The organism is Rhodococcus sp. BP-332 (assembly GCF_019836065.1).
Lineage (GTDB): Bacteria > Actinomycetota > Actinomycetes > Mycobacteriales > Mycobacteriaceae > Rhodococcoides.
In genome coordinates, this window is record NZ_JABUEC010000002.1 from 705,269 (window position 1) to 722,723 (window position 17,455).

The following is a 17,455-nucleotide window of genomic DNA, read 5'->3' on the forward strand; positions in this document are numbered from 1 at the left end:
GTTGATGCGCGATCGCGACGAAGTCGTCACGGTGTCGAGATCAGTCGGCGGTCACCATGTCGCGGTACTCGGGGTTCTCGGCGACGAAGCGCTGCACGTAGGTGCAGACCGGCTTGACCTTCCAGCCGTAGCCGCGAGCAGCGTCGAGGGAGTTGCGGACCATGATGGCGGCGAGGCCGCGATGCCCGAAGTCCTCGGTGATGACGGCGTGCATGAAGCTGACGACGGGCTGACGACGCGCACCGCGTCCGACGGAGTCGACGGGGAAGTACCCGACGATCCCGACGAGGTCACCGTTGAGCCGGAGCTCGAACCGGTTCTGGTGCGGGTTGTCTGTCACATCGGTGACGGGCGCATCCGACAGCATCATTCTTCTCCTGGCGGCCGTGGGGCTCACCCGGTTCCTGTGCGAACCCGGGCGCGGGGCGGGACACGAGCAGCCTCGTCGCCGCGGTCGTGTGCATCACATGGGTGCATGTGACGTAGACCACTATTGCACAGGATTCGCGTCTTCGCCGGGGGAGCGGGTGAATATGTGGCGAACTCACGGGAAAAGCGCTCGAGTACAGTTCGGCGTGTGACAACGCTGCCTCTGGCAACTTCCGGGACGACGCCACTGCGCGTCCTCACCATCGCCGGCACCGACTCCGGCGGCGGCGCCGGAATCCAGGCCGACTCGCGCACCATCGCTCTGTGCGGACTGCATGCCTGCGTCGCGGTCGCCGCCGTGACGGTTCAGAACACGGTGGGAGTCAGTGGTTTTCACGAGATCCCGCCCGCCGTGGTGGCCGACCAGGTACGAACGGTGGTGTCGGACATCGGCATCGGCGCGACCAAGACCGGCATGCTGGCGTCCACCGCCATCATCGAGGCCGTCACCGACGTGTGCACCGAGGTCGGGATCGGCCGCGGTGGCTCGGTACCGCTCGTCGTGGACCCGGTCTCGGCGTCGATGCACGGCGATTCCCTCCTGCACGCCGATGCTCTGGATGCGCTGCGCACCAGACTCATTCCCCTCGCCACGATCGTCACGCCCAACCTCGACGAGGTCCGACTGCTCACCGGCATCGACGTCGAGGACGAGGTGACGGCGCGACGGGCCGCCGAGGCACTGCACGCTCTCGGCGCCCAGTGGGCCGTCGTCAAGGGTGGGCACCTGCGGACCTCGTCGTCGAGCACCGATCTGCTCTTCGACGGTGAGCGGATGCTCGAGTTCACGAACCCTCGTATCGACACGGGCAACGATCACGGCGGCGGCGACACCCTCGCCGCAGCGCTGGCGTGCGCCCTCGCCCACGGCTACGCGGTGCCGGACGCGTTCGAGTTCGCGAAGGAGTGGGTCACGAAGTCGCTCGAGGCCGCGTACGACCTCGGCCACGGGCACGGCCCGGTCTCACCGCTCTGGCGACTGCACCAGTCGGCTGATGCGTAGATCCTCCGGAACACCGGTCAGCTTCGGCGAGAACAACCCGCGCCGGTAGGGCTTGGTGGCCAGCCCGACGGTGTCCAGCACCTCGGGTGACACCAGATCCAGCGCGGCGTTCGAGATCATGACGTTGCCGTCGGCACCGGTCTGCATGACGCGCGCGGCCACGGTGACGTCGACGCCGAGCCAGTCCGATCCGACGGCGCGCGGACAGCCGGTGTGGATGCCGACGCGCATCCGCGGGGTGTAGCCGTTCACGTCGACACGCGCCAGAGCAGTCTGCGCCTCGAAGACGGCCCGCACCGCGTTGTCCGCGCTGGGGAAGACGGCCATCAGCCCGTCCCCCAGGCGTTTGACGATGTGACCGCCGCGATCGAGCATGGGCCGCTCGACCGCACGGGCCACCTGCTTGAGCAGCACCAGCGTGGTGGCGTCACCGGCGGACAGCGACCACGTGGAGAAGCCGACGAGATCGGTGAAGACGATGGTGACCTCGCGTTCGCCCCGCCCGCGGCCCGCGCGTTCGAGCACCGCCTGCCACACCTGCAGCGCACCCAGCGAGAGTTCCTTCGACGCGCCGGGAGCGTCGCCCTGCAGCCGGTCGGTGACCCGCGCGACCATGCGCGCGGCTCCGGGTCCGGCCGTCGAGAGCGGATCGCCGAACGACGGATCACCGGGCAGCACTCCGCGTACGCGGCGGACCAGTTCGACGACCCGCGGCGTCCGATTGACGGTGCGGGCAGCGTCGGCGGCCCGACGGGCGGCGTCACCTGCGCTGATCTTCACCGCTCGACCATATCTTGTCGTTACTCCGAGTGACAGTAAACGTCACTCGGACTGACGGGCGGCGTCTCGATCGGCACCCACGGGGACGCCGTTCGGGCCCGTCACCGACTCGGCGTACGTGCCGATGCCGTAGGCGACGGCCTTCGAGTTGATGCCGAGAGCCTCCCGGTCGACGTTTTCGAGCGTGTCCTCGGCGGTGTGGTAATTCGGGTCGAAGGGCTCGTTCGCCGTCCCGCCCCAGCGCGCGGCCTGCTCCTCGGTCTTCACGTCGTCCGCGCCGCTGAAGACGCCGCCCGAGGGGATGCCGACCTCGATGAAGGGGCCGTAGTCCGAGCGCCCGTCGAAGTCGGTGCCGTCGGCGTCCTGCGTCGTGAGCTGCTCCTCGAAGACTCGCTCGATCGCGTCCGAGCCGGTGGGGCCGGCAGGCTCGCCGACCTGATCCGAGTCGTCTCCGTCGTAGACGAGGTAGCCGGCGTTGTTCGACCCGACCATGTCGAAGTTCAGGTAGAGCGCGATCGCGGCCTTGTCCTCGTCGGACAGTCCCTCGACGTACTTCGTGGATCCGACCAGACCGAGTTCCTCCGCGCCCCAGAACCCGAACCGCACGGCGTTGGTCACGTCCGGCGAGCCACCCATCTGCAGAGCGGACTCGAGCACGGCGGCGGTACCGGTGCCGTTGTCGTTGATGCCCGGGCCCTCGGGGACCGAGTCGAGATGCGCTCCCGCCATGACGACGTTCTCGGTGGATCCCGTCGTGGTCTGCGCGAGAATGTTGCGGCTGGTCGTGGTCTCGGTCTCCGCGGCGAGCGTGATCTGCGCGGTGGTCGGGGCCGCGGCCAGAGCGGCACCGTCCTCACGGCTGACACCCACCGACGGGATGCGGGCATCCTCCTTCGCGCCGAGCGTGCCGGCGTCGAGCGGACCGTCCTCGTTGTTGGACACGATGATCGCGGCGGCGCCGCGCTCGGCGGCGATCTGCCCCTTCTGCGCGAAAGAGCACACCCCGCGCGGGACCAGAGCGACCGCGCCGGTCAGCGTGAGGCCGTCGTAATCGGTGGCCTCGCAGCCGGGTGAGTCGTCGGCAGGTGCTGCCACGATCGGACCGGAGACCCCACCGGCGGGCGTGGCCGGTGAATACGTGAACGCGCTCACCGGCACGTCGCGGTCGGCAGCGCGCAGCGCCACCGAGTCGAGGGTGTAGCTGTCGAACGAGAACTCGGGCGTCTCGACGTCGAAGCCCGCGTCCCGCAGTGTGCCGGCCACGTAGTCGACGCTGGCGTCGTATCCGGCGGTGCCGGCGGCGCGATTCCCGTCGTGCGCGTCGGCGATGTCGGAGAGCTCCTGCAGGTGGCTCACCACCGCGTCGAGGGTGACGGCCTCGGACAGCGAGGAACCCGTGACCGGTGCGGCCACGGGTTCCTCGGACGGGGCGGCTCCCTCACCGGACGAGCCGGAGGAGCAGGACGACAGCGCGAGCACTCCCGCCGCACAGATCGCGATGGACAGGGTCGATCGTGTCGTCCGCATGAACGTCACCCTAACGAAAGAGCGGTCACGCGTCTCGCTTGTTCACCACCACCACTGCGGCGCCGAAGACGACGGCGACGAAGGCCGCGAAGTAGGCCAGGCTGCCCCACGGTCCCCAGTGGTACTCCACTCCGCCGGGCGAACCGAGGAAGTTGTTCGCGTTCATGAACGGGAGGAAGGGCATGATGTCGCGCCCGATGCTGCCGAACAGGTTGAACAGCGACTCGATCAACAGCGGCCACAGGAGCAGCAGTGCGATCGCGGCGGCCGACTGTCGCAGCAGCGCACCGACTCCCACGGCGAGGACGACGCACAGGAAGGCGTAGATCGGGACACCGTAGATGGCACGCCACGCGTCCGAACCCTCGAGCACGAGTGCGGCGCCCGCATCGGGACCGGCCGTGGCCTTCGCGATGTAGAACGCGCCCAGCGTGAGCACCAGGGACAACACCGCACCGAAGACGCCGATGAGCAGCGCCTTCACGCCGAGTACCGAGGCACGGCTGGGGATGGCCTGGAACGTGGTCCGGATGATGCCGAAGCGATACTCGCTGGTGATCGACAGCGCCGCGAGAATCATGAGCACGAGAACGCCGAACCCGCTGACGCCGGCGACGGCGTCCGCGAGGGTCGGCAGGTACGGCTCGAAGCCGGGGTCGTTTCCGGCGGCGATGTCGTTCTGCACGGTGGTGACCGTCGACTTGGCCGTGATGCCGATGACGGCACCGATGCCCAGCCCGAGCGCCACGATGATGACGGTGCACCACCACGGCGACTTCGTCGAGGTGAGTTTGATTCGTTCCGCTGCAAGCACACTCATCGCAGTGCCCCTCCCATCACGTCATTGTCGGTACCGGCGCCGTGGTACTGCACGTCGTCACCGGTGAGTTTCATGAACGCGTCCTCGAGTGAACCGTGCTGGGACGCCAGCTCGTGCAGGACGATGTTGTGGCGCGCGGCGATCTCGCCGATCGCCTCCGTGGTGGACTCGGCCACCACGAGGGTCGGATGCACCTGATCGAGGCTGCTGGGCTCCTTGACCGTCAGACCTGCCGACGTGAGCGCGCTGCGCAGGGCGTCGAGCTGGGGGCTGCGGACGCGGACCGACGCCTCCGAGGCGCGGTCGACGAACTCCTGCACGGACGAGTCCGAGATGAGCCGGCCGCGGCCGATGACGATCAGTTGTTCTGCGGTGAGCGCCATCTCGGAGAGCAGGTGCGAGGACACCAGCACGGTCCGCCCCTCGGCGGCGAGGCGCTGCATGAACTTGCGGATCCAGACGATGCCCTCGGGATCGAGTCCGTTGACCGGCTCGTCGAACATCAGGACCTTCGGGTCACCGAGCAACGCACCGGCCAGACCGAGTCGCTGCGACATGCCGAGGGAGAACCCGCCGGCCTTCTGCTTGGCCACCTCGGACAGACCGACGAGGCGGAGCACCTCGTCGACGCGGGACGAGGCGATGCCGTTGGAGGCCGCCATCCACTGCAGGTGAGCACGCGCGGATCTGTTGGGGTGCACCCACTTCGCGTCGAGCAGAGCGCCGACGGTGCGAATGGGATTCTTCAGCTCACGGTAGGGCCGACCCTCGATGAGTGCCGTTCCGGACGTGGGCTGATCGAGCCCGAGGATCATCCGCATCGTGGTGGACTTGCCGGCACCGTTGGGGCCGAGGAAGCCCGTCACGATACCCGGGCGCACCGTGAAGGAGAGATCGTCCACGGCTTTCTTCGCGCCGAACTGTTTGGTCAAACCTGTCACTTCGATCATGTGCATCAGGATGCCCGAGCTGGACCACCGACCACATCGCTCCCGGGTCTCGACCCGGGTCATCCGAAGGGATGACGCGACCCTGAGCCGCCCCCGGGGTGGTCAGTCGACGTCGGGCGAGGACGCCTGCGCCCAGAACCGTTTCGGGATCCGGCCCGCCAGCGCCGCCGATCGTCCGCCGCGCACCGCATCGGCCATGGCGGAGGCCATCATTCGCGGATCACGAGCGCGTGTGACCGCGGTGGCGAGCAGCACCGCCGAGCACCCCAGCTCCATGGCGAGTGCCGCGTCGCTCGCCGTGCCGATGCCGGCGTCGAGCACCACGGGAACCCCTGCGGCCGAGGTGATCATCTCGATGTTGTGCGGATTCGCGATGCCCAGCCCCGTCCCGATGGGCGATCCGAGCGGCATGACCGCAGCGCACCCCACGTCCTCGAGGCGACGCGCGAGCACCGGATCGTCGGTGGTGTAGGGCAACACGACGAAATCGTCGTCGACGAGTTGCTCCGCGGCGCGCACCAGCTCGATGGCGTCGGGCAGGAGGGTCCGCTCGTCCGCGATCACCTCGAGTTTGATCCAGTCGGTCTCCAGCGCCTCTCGCGCCAACTGCGCGGTGAGCACGGCCTCGGCGGCGCCGCGACATCCCGCCGTGTTGGGCAGCAGGGCGATGCCGAGGCGCGTGAGGAGATCGAGCACCCCGGTGCCGCCCGAGGCGTCGACACGGCGCAGAGCGACGGTGGTGAGTTCCGTCCCCGATGCGACGAGGGCCTCCTCCAGCACTGCGAGGTTGGCCGCGCCCCCGGTCCCCATGATCAGGCGAGAGGTGAAGGTACGGTCGGCGATGGTCAGCTGATCAGCCACCCTGCACCGCCGTCAGCACCTCGATGGTCCAGCCGCGGCCCACGTCCTCGCCCCACCGCGAGCGCGGCAGCACGATTCCGTCCACCGCCACGGCGATGCCCTTCTCGGGAAGACCCAGCTGGGTCAGCATGTCCTGCACCGTCGTGCCGGGCTCGAGGTCGTGATCCGCACCGTTGACGGTGACACCCACTGCGGTCATGTTCGTCTCCTACCGTGCCCGAGTCCGCGTGAGACTCGAAAACCGTTCGGGGAGAGCGCATGCCGCTTCCGTCAACGGCTCGCCCTCCAGTTCTGCCACCACGGCGTCCGCCGTGACGGGCGCGAGCAGCACCCCGTTGCGACCGTGCCCGGCGGCGACGATCACGCGGTCGTCCCACCGCCCGACCACGGGGATGTTGTCGGGGCTCCCCGGCCGCAGGCCCGCCGCCGTCTCCGCCAACTCGTAGTCACCGACGGCCGGGAACACGGCCTCGGCGTCCGCGAGGAGGTCGCGGACGCCGGCGACGGTCACGGCGGTGTCGTCACCGTGCTCGTACTGCGTCGCACCGACCACCAGACCGTCGCCACGGGGGACGAGGTACACCGCGCGACCGTTGACGCTCGCGCGGACGGTACGCGTCGGCGCACTTGCCGAGCCGGGGCGCGCACGCAGGCGCAGGATCTCGCCCTTCACCGGCCGCACCGGGACGTCCGGCAGCAGACGGGACGTCGACCACCCCGCAGCGACCACCACACGATCGGTGGTGAGCACGTCGAGGTCGGTGACGGGAGCACGCTCGATCCGCACTCCCCGGTCGCGGACCGCGGACTCCAACGCGAGGACCAACGCCCGGTTGTCCACCGACAACTCCCCCGGCGCCGACAGGCCCAGACGAACGCGCGGCGAGAGTGACGGCTCCAGAGTGCGCACCTCGCTGCGCGAGAGGATCTCGAGATCGTGGCCCTGCGCACCCACCCAGTCGGCGACAGTGCGCAGGTCCGCCGCGTCGGCCGAGTCGAACGCGACGGTCAACGACCCACTCGACACGACGACGCCCCGACCCTCCAGGTCCGCGAGCAGCACCGGATCGCGCCATCGCCGCAGCGACGCGGAACCGAGTGCCAGCAGTGCGTGTTCGCCGGGCCAGCCCTCGGACAGCGGCGCGAGCATGCCGCCCGCCACCCAGCTGGCGGCGCCGTCGCCGACAGCGCGTGCACCGAACGTCGGGTCGTGCAGGGTGACGGACCATCCCGCCGCCGCGGCGGCGCGGGCGCAGAAGAGGCCGATCACCCCGCCGCCCACGACGGAGACGGATCGCTGCATGAAACTCACTTCCTCCGCCGGCATGACCCGGGTCAGGTGGTTACGGTCTGGGCGGCCTCGCCCACTCTCAGCCCCGTCCGGGACTCCCGTGTTCGTTCCCCTTCACCCTAACCGGCTGATGACCCGACCGGCCTCCGGCCTTCCCGCCATCACCCGACCGGCCTCCGGCCTTCCCGCCATCACCCGACCGGCCTCCGGCCTTCCCGCCATCACCCGACCGGCCTCCGGCCTTCCCGCCATCACCCGACCGGCCTCCGGCCTTCCCGCAGTACTGGGTGGTACTACATTCACACTCGTGACGACTTCGAGGACCACCGCCCGCGAGCGGCTCGCCACCGCTCGTCTGTACCTCTGCACCGACGCCCGCCGCGACACCGGCGACCTGGCCAAGTTCGTGGACGCGGCGCTGTCCGGGGGCGTCGACATCGTGCAGCTCCGCGACAAGGGGTCGGCGGGCGAGAAGAAGTACGGCGCCATCGAGGCGAAGGACGAGCTCGCCGCTCTCGCGGTCATCTCCGCCGCGTGCCGCCGTCACGGCGCGCTGATGGCCGTCAACGATCGTGCCGATCTGGCGCTCGCCTCGGGCGCCGACGTGCTGCACCTCGGCCAGAACGATCTGCCGGTGCACTACGCGCGCCGCATCGTGGGCCCGGACGTCGTCATCGGGCGCTCCACGCAGAACCGGGCACAGGCCACGCTCGCCGACATCGAGGACGGCGTCGACTACTTCGCCACGGGACCGGTGTGGGCGACTCCCACCAAGCCGAACCGTTCGGCCGCGGGCCTGGACGTCGTGCGTGAGGTCGCCGAATCGCATCCCACCCGGCCGTGGTTCGTCATCGGCGGGGTCGAGGAGAACAACGTCGCGCAGGCGCTCGAGGCGGGCGCGTCCCGCATCGCGGTGGTGCGGGCGATCACGCAGGCTCGCGACCCCGAGGCGGCGGCCCGTCGACTGCTCGATCTGCTGCCGTCGGTCTGACCGTCAGAGTCCGTCCGGCGACAGGACGGTGACGTCGGCGGGAACCGCCGAGCGCACTGCGTCGTCGGCCGTCACGACGACGACGCGCAGGTCGGTGTCGTTCCGGACGGCGGCGAGCGCCGCGTCCACGTTCCCGGCCCGCACGGTGTCGACGATCCACCCGAAGCTGCCGACGGCGAGTCGTACGGTGCGCGCCGGGAGGTCGTCGGGGGCGTCGGCGGCCAGGACGGCGCGGACGGGCACGGTGCGCAGCGACGGCCAACTCTCGGCGAAGGCGGGGTGCAGCGGCAGCGAGTCCACCTCGTGCTCGGCGACCCAGCGCAACTCGGTGCTCTCACCGTTGGGAACCGTGTCGAGTTCGCGCTCCGCGTCGGCGATCACGGTGGTGTAGGACCATCCCGAGTCCTCGACCTTGGTGACGTGCTCGTCCCGCACGGTCAGCAGGTCGTCCGTGATGCCCGCCTCCTCGCCGGCCTCGCGCACGGCCGCGTGGACGGCGCTCTCGTGACTGTCCCTGGCACCACCGGGCAGCGCCCACGTCCCGCCCTGGTGACTCCAGGCCGCGCGGTGCTGCAGCAACACCACGGAGCCCGCCGACCCGGTCGGGGCCCGCAACAGCAGACCGGCCGCACCGTGTCGTCCCCAGTGCCGGCTCCCGTCGCTGCTGAAGACCCAGCCGTCCCCGTCACCGCGCATGGTTCACCGTCCGCATTCCCCCACCTTATTGCTCCTCGCGTTGCCTGTGCTCGGACCACGGTGGGCCTATGCTCGAATCCGGACATGAGGGCGACCGATCGCGCGGGAAGGGGTCGAGGTGTCACAGCAGACGAGTGCGCTGACTCTGCGCGCGCCCGTCGACACCCGCTCCGAACGGTCGGAGTTCCTCCGTTCCACTCCCGTCCGCCTGTTGGCGGTGGGTCTGCTGGTGGTCGCGACGCTCGTGACCACCGCTCTCGTGACGACGCTGTCGGTGTCTGACCGTCAGCGCACCCTCGAACTTCTGCTCGCGCGCACCGAGCCTTTGTCCGATGCGGCGCAGAACCTGTACGTGCAGCTGTCGGTCGCGGACGCGACGGCGGCGACGGCCTTCCTCTCGGGCGGTCTGGAACCCGGCGACGTCCGTGGTCGGTACACGGACTCGCTCGGAGCGGCGGCGGGCGAGGTGGTCCGCGCGTCCACCGGACTCGCGAGCGACGACGCGACGTCGCGGCAACTGCTGGCGACGATCTCCACGAACCTGCCGCTGTACGCCGGCATCATCGAGACCGCGCGGACGAACAACCGCGTCGGCAATCCGGTGGGTTCCGCGTATCTGGCCGAGGCGTCGACCCTCATGCAGAACACGATCCTGCCGTGGGCCGAGGAACTGCACGCGGAGAAGTCCGGTGACGTGTCGGATGCGCAGCGCCAGTTCGCGACACCACCCTGGTCGGCGTTCGTCGTGCTGGGCATCACCGTGCTCGTGCTCGTCGGCGCGCAGATGTTCCTGAGCCGGAAGACCAAGCGCACCGTCAACGTCGGTTTCGCAGGTGCCACGGTGGGCGTCGTACTGCTGCTCGGCTGGATGCTCGTCGCCGGGCTCATCTCCTCGACCGCCACCGACCGCGCTCTGGTGCGCGGCGCGGAGCCCCTGGACCTGCTCACCACCAGCCGGATCCTCGCCCAGCAGGCACGCGCCGACGAGACCATCGGCATGACGCGGCGCGGCGGCTTCGCCGACTACGAGAAGTCGTACTCCGACGCGGTGTCCGGCCTCGCCGACACCCTCGGCACACTCGCGCACGACGACGACACGCACAGTCCCCGGATGGACGACGCCCGTGCGCTGGTGTCGCTCTGGACCAGCTCGCACGACCGGATGAACGCGTCGCTGGACGTCGGCGACTTCGACACTGCCGTCACCATCGCCACCGGAACGGCTGCCGGCGACTCCAGCGACGTGTTCGGTCGGCTCGACTCGGCTCTCGTCGAGGAGATCGAGGCGTCCCGCGCGTCCCTGCGAGACGACGTCCAGCGTGCGTCGGGCGTGCTGGCCGGCCTCACCGTGGGCACCGGCATCGTGTGCGGCCTGGCCGTGCTCGCCGTCGTGGGCGGTATGTGGTCGCGTATCCGGGAGTACCTGTGATGCGCCGCGCGGCCGTGATCGCCGCCGCGCTCATCCTCGTCCTGACCGGCTGCGCGGACACCACGCCGGTGCCGGAGGCGCCGGACCGCGCCACTGTCGCCGAACCGCTGCCCGACGGGGCCACCGGCGTCACCCCGGGCGCACCGATGCCACCGGCGGAGGACTGCGGCGACCCCCGTGCGAGCCTGCGGCCCAACTACGCCGCGCGCGACGGCGCACCCGTACCCGCTCCGAACGTCGACGCGATCCGCGCCCGCGGGCGCCTCGTCGTCGGGCTGGACACCGGCAGCAACCTGTTCAGCTTCCGCGATCCCGTGAGCGGTGAGATCGTCGGCTTCGACGTCGACATCGCCCGCGAGGTCGCCCGCGATCTGTTCGGGGACCCGGACCGGCTGGAGTACCGCATCCTCGCGTCCGCCGAGCGGATCGACGCCCTGGCCGAGGGCGAGGTCGACATCGTCGTCAAGACCATGACCATCACGTGTGCCCGGCGCGAACGGGTGACCTTCTCCACCGTGTACTACCAGGCGGATCAACGGGTCCTGGCCGTCAAGGGCTCGGGCATCACGGGTGTCGGTGACCTCGGCGGACGGCGCGTGTGCGCCGCGGCGGGCACCACGTCGTTGCTGCGCATCCAGCGCCTGCAGCCCAGTGCCCAGATCGTCAGCGTGCCCAGCTGGGCGGACTGTCTCGTGGTGCTGCAGCAGGGCGGTGTCGACGCCGTCAGCACCGACGACGCGATCCTCGCCGGACTCGCCGCCCAGGATCCGTACCTGGAGATCGTCGGGTTCTCCATCGCCGCGGAGCCGTACGGGATCGGCGTGACGCTGGGTCACGACGACCTCGTGCGCGTCGTCAACAGGACACTCGAACGCATTCGCGGCGACGGCACCTGGAACCGCATCTACACCCAGTGGTTGTCCGTCCTCGGCCCGTCTCCCGGCGCGCCCTTTCCCGTCTACAACGGCTGATCATGAGTACCGAACCCGATCTCGAGGCGACCCGGGCCTCGTTGCGCGACGAGGATCCCGACGCCACCCGCGCCGCCCTGCGCGAGCAGGACTCCGACGCGACGAGGGCCTCGGTGCGCCCCGAGGAGGACGACGCCACGCGGGCCGCGCTGCGCGAGGACACCACCGGGCGCACCTCCCGGCCGAGCCGCCGGGTACGGACCGGTAAGCGTCGTCGCCTCGGTGGTGGGCTGGTGGAACTGCCGCGCATTCCCGAGGTCGATCCCGCGACCGCTGTCATGTCGGACCCCCGCGTCCCGGAGAGCAAGCGGTTCTGCTGGAAGTGCAACGCCCCCGTCGGGCGGAGCGTCGACGGCCGGCCCGCCCACCCGTCAGGTGACTGCGACAGGTGCGGAACGCATTTCGACTTCTCCCCGCTGCTCGAACCCGGTGAGATGGTGGCCGGGCAGTACGAGGTGCAGGGGTGTATCGCGCACGGCGGACTCGGGTGGATCTACCTCGCCATCGATCGCAACGTCAGCGATCGCTGGGTCGTGCTCAAGGGCCTGCTGCACTTCGGCAACGCCGAGGCACACGCGGTGGCGATGGCGGAACGCCAGTTCCTCGCCGAGGTGACCCACCCCGGCATCGTCAAGATCTACAACTTCGTGGAGCACCCCCGCCCCCTCGCGCCCGGCTCGCAGGAGGCGCCGTCGTCGACGGGGTACATCGTCATGGAGTACGTCGGCGGTCGCACGCTGCGCCAGATCATGACCGACAACCCGACGCGCACGAAACTGCCTGTGCAGGAAGCCATCGCCTACCTCCTCGAGGTGATGCCCGCGCTGGCCTACCTGCACTCCATCGGTCTGGCGTACAACGATCTGAAACCCGAGAACGTCATGGTGACGCAGGACCAGATCAAGCTGATCGACCTGGGCGCGGTGAGCCAGCTCGAGGACTACGGGTACCTCTACGGCACGGCCGGATACCAGGCACCGGAGATCGTGCGGACCGGACCCACGGTGGCGTCCGACATCTTCACCGTGGGGCGCACTCTCGCGGTCCTGACGCTCGAGATCGCCTCGGAGCACGGGCGGTACGTGGACGGCATCCCGGAGGACGCGCCCGTCCTGCAGGAGTACCAGTTCTTCGCCCGGCTTCTCCGACGCGCGACGGCCGCCGACCCGCTCACCCGGTTCCGCAGCGCCGACGAGGCGGCGAGTCAGCTCAGTGGTGTTCTGCGCGAGATCCTCTCGCAGCAGACGGGTGACAGCCACCCGTCGCTGTCGTCGGTGTTCAGCCCGCAGCGCACCACCTTCGGCACCGACGAGCAGGTCGCCGTCACCGACGTGTACATCGACGGACGGCACCGCGTGGCCAGGCTGGATCCGCGCGACGTGGTGGCCGCGCTTCCGGTCCCCCTGATCGACACGTCGGACCCGAGTGCGCAGCTCATCGCCGCGGCCGTGCACAGCGAACCGCACCAGACGCTCGACTCGCTGCGCCTCGCTCGCGAGAACGGCCTCGATCGCACCGTGGGCGACGACTCCGTCGGGTCCGTGGAAGCGGTGCTGACCGAGGCCCGCGCGTATCTCGATCTGGGCGAGGGAGATTCGGCCGCGGAGGTGATGCGCAGGCTGGACGACGTGACGGGCAACTGGCGTGTCGACTGGCACCGCGGCACCATCGCGCTGCTGTGCCGTAACTTCGTCGACGCCGCCGACAAGTTCGACTCGGTGCTCTCCGCGATGCCCGGCGAGGTCGCACCCAAGCTCGCGCTCGCGGCGACGGCGGAACTGTTGGCGCAGCAGACCTCCGACGACGGCCACGACACGTGGTGCGCCCTGGCCGAGACGATGTACACCACGGTGTGGCGGACCGATCGCACCATCGTCAGCGCCGCGTTCGGTCTCGCCCGCAGGCTCGCGGAACGGGGTGCGCTGCTCGACGCCATCATGACTCTCGATCTGGTGCCCGCCACGTCACGGCACTACTCGATGGCACGGATGACCGGCGTACTCACACTGCTCTCCGGCCCCGCGGCCGACATGGACGAGGGTGCGCTCTACGAGGCGGCGCGGCGCGTCGAGGCGCTGCCGGCGCGCGAACCCCGTGCGCTGCAACTGCGGACGGTCGTCCTGGGCACCGCGCTCGAATGGATGGAATCCGGGCACACGCCCGAGTCCACGGTGCCGCTGCTCGGCGTGCCCTTCACGCGGGACGGCCTCCGGACGGGCGCCGAGACCGCCCTGCGATCCCTCGCCCGGACCGCGCGGACCCGGTCGCACCGCTTCGCCCTGGTGGACCTGGCCAACGCGGTGCGGCCCAAGTCCCTCTTCTGATCAGCCGATCAGGGCCACCGCGGCGCGGGCGATGGCCAACTCCTCGTTGGTGGGCACCACGAGGACCGTCACCGGGGAATCGTCCGTCGAGATGACCCGGATTCCCTTGCCGCGCTCGGCATTGCGCTCCTCGTCCAGTTCGATCCCGTACATCTCGAGGTCCGCCAGGGCCGCTGCGCGCACCTCGGCCGAATTCTCGCCCACGCCGGCGGTGAACGTGACGACGTCCACGTGGCCCAGCTCGATCATGTACGCGCCGAGGTAGCGCCGCAGGCGATGGACGTACACGTCGAAGGCCAGGGCCGCGGCCTCGTCACCGTCGTCGATGAGGCGCCGGAGCTCACGGAAGTCGGTGACACCACTCAGTCCCTTGATACCGGAGCGGCGGTTGAGCAGTTCGTCGATGGCATCGACATCCATGTCGGCACTGCGCCGCAGGTGCATCACGATGCCGGGATCGATGTCGCCGCTGCGGGTTCCCATCACGAGCCCCTCGAGCGGGGTGAGGCCCATGGACGTGTCCACCGCGACGCCGCCGCGCACGGCCGATGCCGAGGCGCCGTTGCCGAGGTGCAGCACGATCTGGTTCACGTCCGACGGCGACCGTCCCAGATGCTCTGCCACGCGGCCACTCACGTACTCGTGGGACGTGCCGTGCATCCCGTACCGCTTGATGTCGTGTTCGGAAGCGGTGGCCGCATCGATGGCGTACGTCGAGGCGGCGGCGGGGAGGGTGTGGAAGAACGCCGTGTCGAACACGGCGACCTGCGGCACGTCGGGCAGCTCCCGGCGCGCCACCTCGATCCCGCGCAGGTTGGCCGGATTGTGCAGGGGCGCCAGCGCACTGAGCTCGTCGATGGTGGTCACGACCGAGTCGTCGATGAGGGTGGGCTCGCTGAAGACGGTGCCGCCGTGCACCACTCGATGCCCCACTGCCGTGATGCCCGCCTCCGCCAGGGGCAGTCCCGCGTCGGCCATCATCTCGAACGCCAGCCGGAGGCCCGTGACGTGATCGGGGATGTCGGTCGTCTTCTCCGTCGTGTCGTCGCCGCGGGTGACGGCCACGCGCCCGTCGACGTCCCCGATGCGCTCGACGATGCCCTGCAGGACACTGTGTCCCGAGTCGGGGTCCACCACCTGGAACTTCACCGACGACGATCCCGAGTTGACGACCAGCACCGTGCTCACTTCGCGACCTCGAGACCGTCGGTACCGGACTGGGCCTGGATGGCGGTGATCGCCACGGTGTTCACGATGTCCTGCACCAGGGCTCCTCGACTGAGATCGTTGACGGGCTTGCGCAGTCCCTGCAGGACCGGTCCCACGGCCACGGCGTTGGCGCTGCGCTGCACCGCCTTGTACGTGTTGTTGCCGGTGTTGAGGTCGGGGAAGACGAACACGGTCGCCCGGCCCGCCACCTCGGACTCGGGCAGTTTGGACTTCGCCACCGACGGGTCGATGGCCGCGTCGTACTGGATCGGCCCCTCCACCAGCAGATCCGGCGCCCTGTCGCGGACGAGGTCGGTCGCCGTCCGGACCTTGTCCACGTCGGCACCCGATCCGGAATCGCCGGTGGAGTAGCTCAGCATCGCCACCCGCGGCTCGATGCCGAACATCGACGCGGTGGCCGCGGACGAGACGGCGATGTCGGCGAGCTGCTCCGACGTGGGATCGGGAACCACGGCGCAGTCGCCGTAGGCGAGCACCTTGTCCGCGAGACACATCAGGAAGATGCTCGAGACCGTCGAGACCCCGTCCATGGTCTTGATGATCTCGAAGGACGGCTTGATCGTGTGCGCCGTGGTGTGCGCGGCGCCCGAGACCATGCCGTCGGCAATGCCCTTGTGCACCATCATGGTTCCGAAGTACGAGATGTCGGACATGATGTCGCGGGCCTTGTCCTCGGTCATGCCCTTGTGCTTGCGCAGCTCGACGTACTCCGCGACGAAGTCGTCCGTGTACTCCGAGTTCGTCGGATCCAGCACGGTGGCCTCGGACAGGTCCACCCCCAGTTCCCCGGCCCTGCGCGTGATCGCCGCCTCGTCACCGAGAATGGTCAGGTCCGCGACCTGCCGTTGCAGCAGTCGTCCTGCCGCGCGCAGGATCCGGTCGTCCGACCCCTCGGGCAACACGATGTGCTTGCGGTCGGCGCGGGCCCGGTCGATGAGCTGGTACTCGAACATCTGCGGCGTCACCACCGACGGCATCGCGACGTCGAGGCGGCCCAGGATCTCGGCGGCGTCGACGTGGCGCTCCATGAGCGCCAGCGCCGTGTCGACCTTGCGTTGCGATCCGACGGCCACCCGCCCGCGAGTGGACGCGGCCACACTCGCAGTGTCGAAGGTTCCGAGTTCGGTGGTGAGGATCGGTAGTCGGGGCTGCAGACCCTCGATGAGCTTGGCGATCATGGGATGCGGTGTCAGTCCGCCGTTCATGACGATGCCGGCGAGCGACGGAAACCCCTCGGCCTCGTGGGCGTTGACGAGCGCGAGCACGACGTCGGAGCGGTCGGCCGGAGCGATGACGACGACTCCCTCGGTGAGTCGCTCGAGAATGTGCTCGGCCGTCATGCCGCCGACCATCACGCGCAGGGCCTCCCGTTGCAGCAATTCGGCATCGCCGCTGTAGAGCTCGCCCTTCATCGCGTGCAGCAGTTCGTCCATGGTCGGTGCGACCAGCAGCGGTACCTCGGGCAGAGCCCACGCCGGCACGTCCTCTGTCGAGAGCTGCGCGATGACGTCGTCCAACGCGTCGGGATCGCACCGGTTGGCGACGATGCCGGCCAGATGGGCGCGGTGCGTCGACAGTTCCGATCGACACACGTCGGCGAGGTGGGCGATCTCCTCGGGCGTGCGTTCGGAGCCACGCAGCGCGAGGAGCACCGGAGCGCCCAGGTTCACGGCGACGCGCGCGTTGAATCCCAGCTCGCTGGGGCTGGCGATGTCGGTGTAGTCGCTGCCCACGATCACCACGGCGTCGCACTGGGACGCGACGTCGTGGTAGCGGCGCACGATCTCGGCGAGCGCGGCGTCGGGATCCGCGTGCACCTCGTCGTAGGTGACGCCGAGCGACTGCTCGTACGTGGTGTCCGCGGTGGTGTGGTCGATCATGAGCTCGAGGATGTAGTCGGTCTCGGACGACGACCGAGCGATCGGCCGGAACACACCGACCCGAGCCGTCGAGGCACCGAGCATGCGCAGCAGCCCCAACGCGATGGTCGACTTGCCGGTGTCCCCCTCGGGCGACGCGATGTAGATGCTGGAGACGGGCGAACTGGGCGTGTCTGCGGGCGCGGCGACCATGGTCTCAGCCTAATGGGCGCGCCGCCGCGGTCGTCCGAGACGATGTCCCGCGGTCGGGCTGTGATCCCGGGAACAACTCCG

Annotated in this window: 16 protein-coding genes and 1 riboswitch; of the genes, 5 read left to right on the forward strand and 11 right to left on the reverse strand. The window is 69.7% G+C overall.

Annotated elements, in window-relative coordinates:
* Nucleotides 1-40: 40 nt before the first annotated feature.
* Entirely contained in the window at nucleotides 41-367 is a 327-nt protein-coding gene (locus tag HQ314_RS09045) for a GNAT family N-acetyltransferase (protein WP_056442260.1), read from the reverse strand.
* 210 nt (nucleotides 368-577) lie between these two features.
* Here HQ314_RS09045 and thiD point away from each other — a divergent pair, with 210 nt between their 5' ends.
* Nucleotides 578-1,432 (forward strand): bifunctional hydroxymethylpyrimidine kinase/phosphomethylpyrimidine kinase, encoded by an 855-nt coding sequence (gene thiD, locus HQ314_RS09050; RefSeq protein WP_222649850.1) that lies wholly within the window; start codon nucleotides 578-580, stop codon nucleotides 1,430-1,432.
* Here the strand turns inward: thiD and HQ314_RS09055 are convergent.
* The 7 genes from HQ314_RS09055 to thiO all read right to left on the reverse strand — a co-directional run bounded on the left by HQ314_RS09055 (nucleotide 1,394) and on the right by thiO (nucleotide 7,673).
* A complete protein-coding gene (locus HQ314_RS09055; protein WP_197027813.1) occupies nucleotides 1,394-2,212 on the reverse strand; it encodes an adenylate/guanylate cyclase domain-containing protein in 819 nt (272 codons plus the stop codon). The genes thiD and HQ314_RS09055 overlap by 39 nt on opposite strands.
* Nucleotides 2,213-2,254: 42 nt before the next feature.
* Entirely contained in the window at nucleotides 2,255-3,739 is a 1,485-nt protein-coding gene (locus HQ314_RS09060; protein ID WP_222638010.1) for a M28 family peptidase, read from the reverse strand.
* Nucleotides 3,740-3,764: 25 nt separating this feature from the next.
* Nucleotides 3,765-4,559, reverse strand: coding sequence for an ABC transporter permease (locus HQ314_RS09065; RefSeq protein WP_027506235.1), 795 nt, complete (start codon nucleotides 4,557-4,559; stop codon nucleotides 3,765-3,767).
* Entirely contained in the window at nucleotides 4,556-5,509 is a 954-nt protein-coding gene (locus tag HQ314_RS09070) for an ABC transporter ATP-binding protein (RefSeq protein WP_222649851.1), read from the reverse strand. Before HQ314_RS09070 ends, HQ314_RS09065 begins: the two co-directional genes overlap by 4 nt.
* A gap of 102 nt (nucleotides 5,510-5,611) precedes the next feature.
* Nucleotides 5,612-6,370, reverse strand: coding sequence for a thiazole synthase (locus HQ314_RS09075; RefSeq protein ID WP_027506233.1), 759 nt, complete (start codon nucleotides 6,368-6,370; stop codon nucleotides 5,612-5,614).
* Nucleotides 6,363-6,569 (reverse strand): sulfur carrier protein ThiS, encoded by a 207-nt coding sequence (gene thiS / locus HQ314_RS09080; RefSeq protein WP_027506232.1) that lies wholly within the window; start codon nucleotides 6,567-6,569, stop codon nucleotides 6,363-6,365. Before thiS ends, HQ314_RS09075 begins: the two co-directional genes overlap by 8 nt.
* Nucleotides 6,570-6,578: 9 nt before the next feature.
* The gene (gene thiO, locus HQ314_RS09085) at nucleotides 6,579-7,673 is read right to left on the reverse strand and encodes a glycine oxidase ThiO (protein ID WP_222649852.1); all 1,095 of its coding nucleotides are present in this window, start codon (nucleotides 7,671-7,673) and stop codon (nucleotides 6,579-6,581) included.
* Nucleotides 7,666-7,773, reverse strand: a riboswitch (TPP riboswitch). (Overlaps the previous gene by 8 nt.)
* Nucleotides 7,774-7,968: 195 nt before the next feature.
* Here thiO and thiE point away from each other — a divergent pair.
* On the forward strand, nucleotides 7,969-8,652 hold the full coding sequence (thiE, locus tag HQ314_RS09090; protein ID WP_056442251.1) for a thiamine phosphate synthase: 684 nt from the start codon (nucleotides 7,969-7,971) through the stop codon (nucleotides 8,650-8,652).
* 3 nt (nucleotides 8,653-8,655) lie between these two features.
* Here thiE and HQ314_RS09095 read toward each other — a convergent pair whose 3' ends face one another.
* Nucleotides 8,656-9,348, reverse strand: coding sequence for an NUDIX hydrolase (locus HQ314_RS09095; protein WP_222649854.1), 693 nt, complete (start codon nucleotides 9,346-9,348; stop codon nucleotides 8,656-8,658).
* Between the two features lie 118 nt (nucleotides 9,349-9,466).
* On the opposite strand from HQ314_RS09095, the gene HQ314_RS09100 reads away from it, so the two are divergent.
* Genes HQ314_RS09100 through HQ314_RS09110 form a run of 3 tightly spaced genes read left to right on the forward strand, consistent with a single transcriptional unit; the run spans nucleotide 9,467 to nucleotide 14,072 of the window.
* Nucleotides 9,467-10,777, forward strand: coding sequence for a hypothetical protein (locus HQ314_RS09100; protein ID WP_051613449.1), 1,311 nt, complete (start codon nucleotides 9,467-9,469; stop codon nucleotides 10,775-10,777).
* Nucleotides 10,777-11,748: a glutamate ABC transporter substrate-binding protein gene (locus HQ314_RS09105; RefSeq protein ID WP_222650075.1), complete on the forward strand. Its 972-nt coding sequence runs from the start codon at nucleotides 10,777-10,779 to the stop codon at nucleotides 11,746-11,748. Before HQ314_RS09100 ends, HQ314_RS09105 begins: the two co-directional genes overlap by 1 nt.
* A 2-nt stretch (nucleotides 11,749-11,750) precedes the next feature.
* Nucleotides 11,751-14,072: a serine/threonine-protein kinase gene (locus HQ314_RS09110; protein ID WP_222649855.1), complete on the forward strand. Its 2,322-nt coding sequence runs from the start codon at nucleotides 11,751-11,753 to the stop codon at nucleotides 14,070-14,072.
* On the opposite strand, the gene HQ314_RS09115 is transcribed toward HQ314_RS09110, so the two are convergent.
* Nucleotides 14,073-15,260: an acetate kinase gene (locus HQ314_RS09115; RefSeq protein ID WP_222649856.1), complete on the reverse strand. Its 1,188-nt coding sequence runs from the start codon at nucleotides 15,258-15,260 to the stop codon at nucleotides 14,073-14,075.
* Nucleotides 15,257-17,374, reverse strand: coding sequence for a phosphate acetyltransferase (pta, locus tag HQ314_RS09120; RefSeq protein ID WP_222649857.1), 2,118 nt, complete (start codon nucleotides 17,372-17,374; stop codon nucleotides 15,257-15,259). Before pta ends, HQ314_RS09115 begins: the two co-directional genes overlap by 4 nt.
* Nucleotides 17,375-17,455 lie beyond the last annotated feature (81 nt).

Coding starts and splice junctions, on each gene's coding strand:
- HQ314_RS09065 (WP_027506235.1), bottom strand. CDS start 4,559: ATGAGTGTGCTTGCAGCGGAACGAATCAAACTCACCTCGACGAAGTCG.
- thiO (WP_222649852.1), bottom strand. CDS start 7,673: ATGCAGCGATCCGTCTCCGTCGTGGGCGGCGGGGTGATCGGCCTCTTC.
- HQ314_RS09095 (WP_222649854.1), bottom strand. CDS start 9,348: ATGCGCGGTGACGGGGACGGCTGGGTCTTCAGCAGCGACGGGAGCCGG.
- thiS (WP_027506232.1), bottom strand. CDS start 6,569: ATGACCGCAGTGGGTGTCACCGTCAACGGTGCGGATCACGACCTCGAG.
- HQ314_RS09060 (WP_222638010.1), bottom strand. CDS start 3,739: ATGCGGACGACACGATCGACCCTGTCCATCGCGATCTGTGCGGCGGGA.
- HQ314_RS09110 (WP_222649855.1), top strand. CDS start 11,751: ATGAGTACCGAACCCGATCTCGAGGCGACCCGGGCCTCGTTGCGCGAC.
- pta (WP_222649857.1), bottom strand. CDS start 17,374: ATGGTCGCCGCGCCCGCAGACACGCCCAGTTCGCCCGTCTCCAGCATC.
- HQ314_RS09105 (WP_222650075.1), top strand. CDS start 10,777: ATGCGCCGCGCGGCCGTGATCGCCGCCGCGCTCATCCTCGTCCTGACC.
- HQ314_RS09070 (WP_222649851.1), bottom strand. CDS start 5,509: ATGATCGAAGTGACAGGTTTGACCAAACAGTTCGGCGCGAAGAAAGCC.
- HQ314_RS09045 (WP_056442260.1), bottom strand. CDS start 367: ATGCTGTCGGATGCGCCCGTCACCGATGTGACAGACAACCCGCACCAG.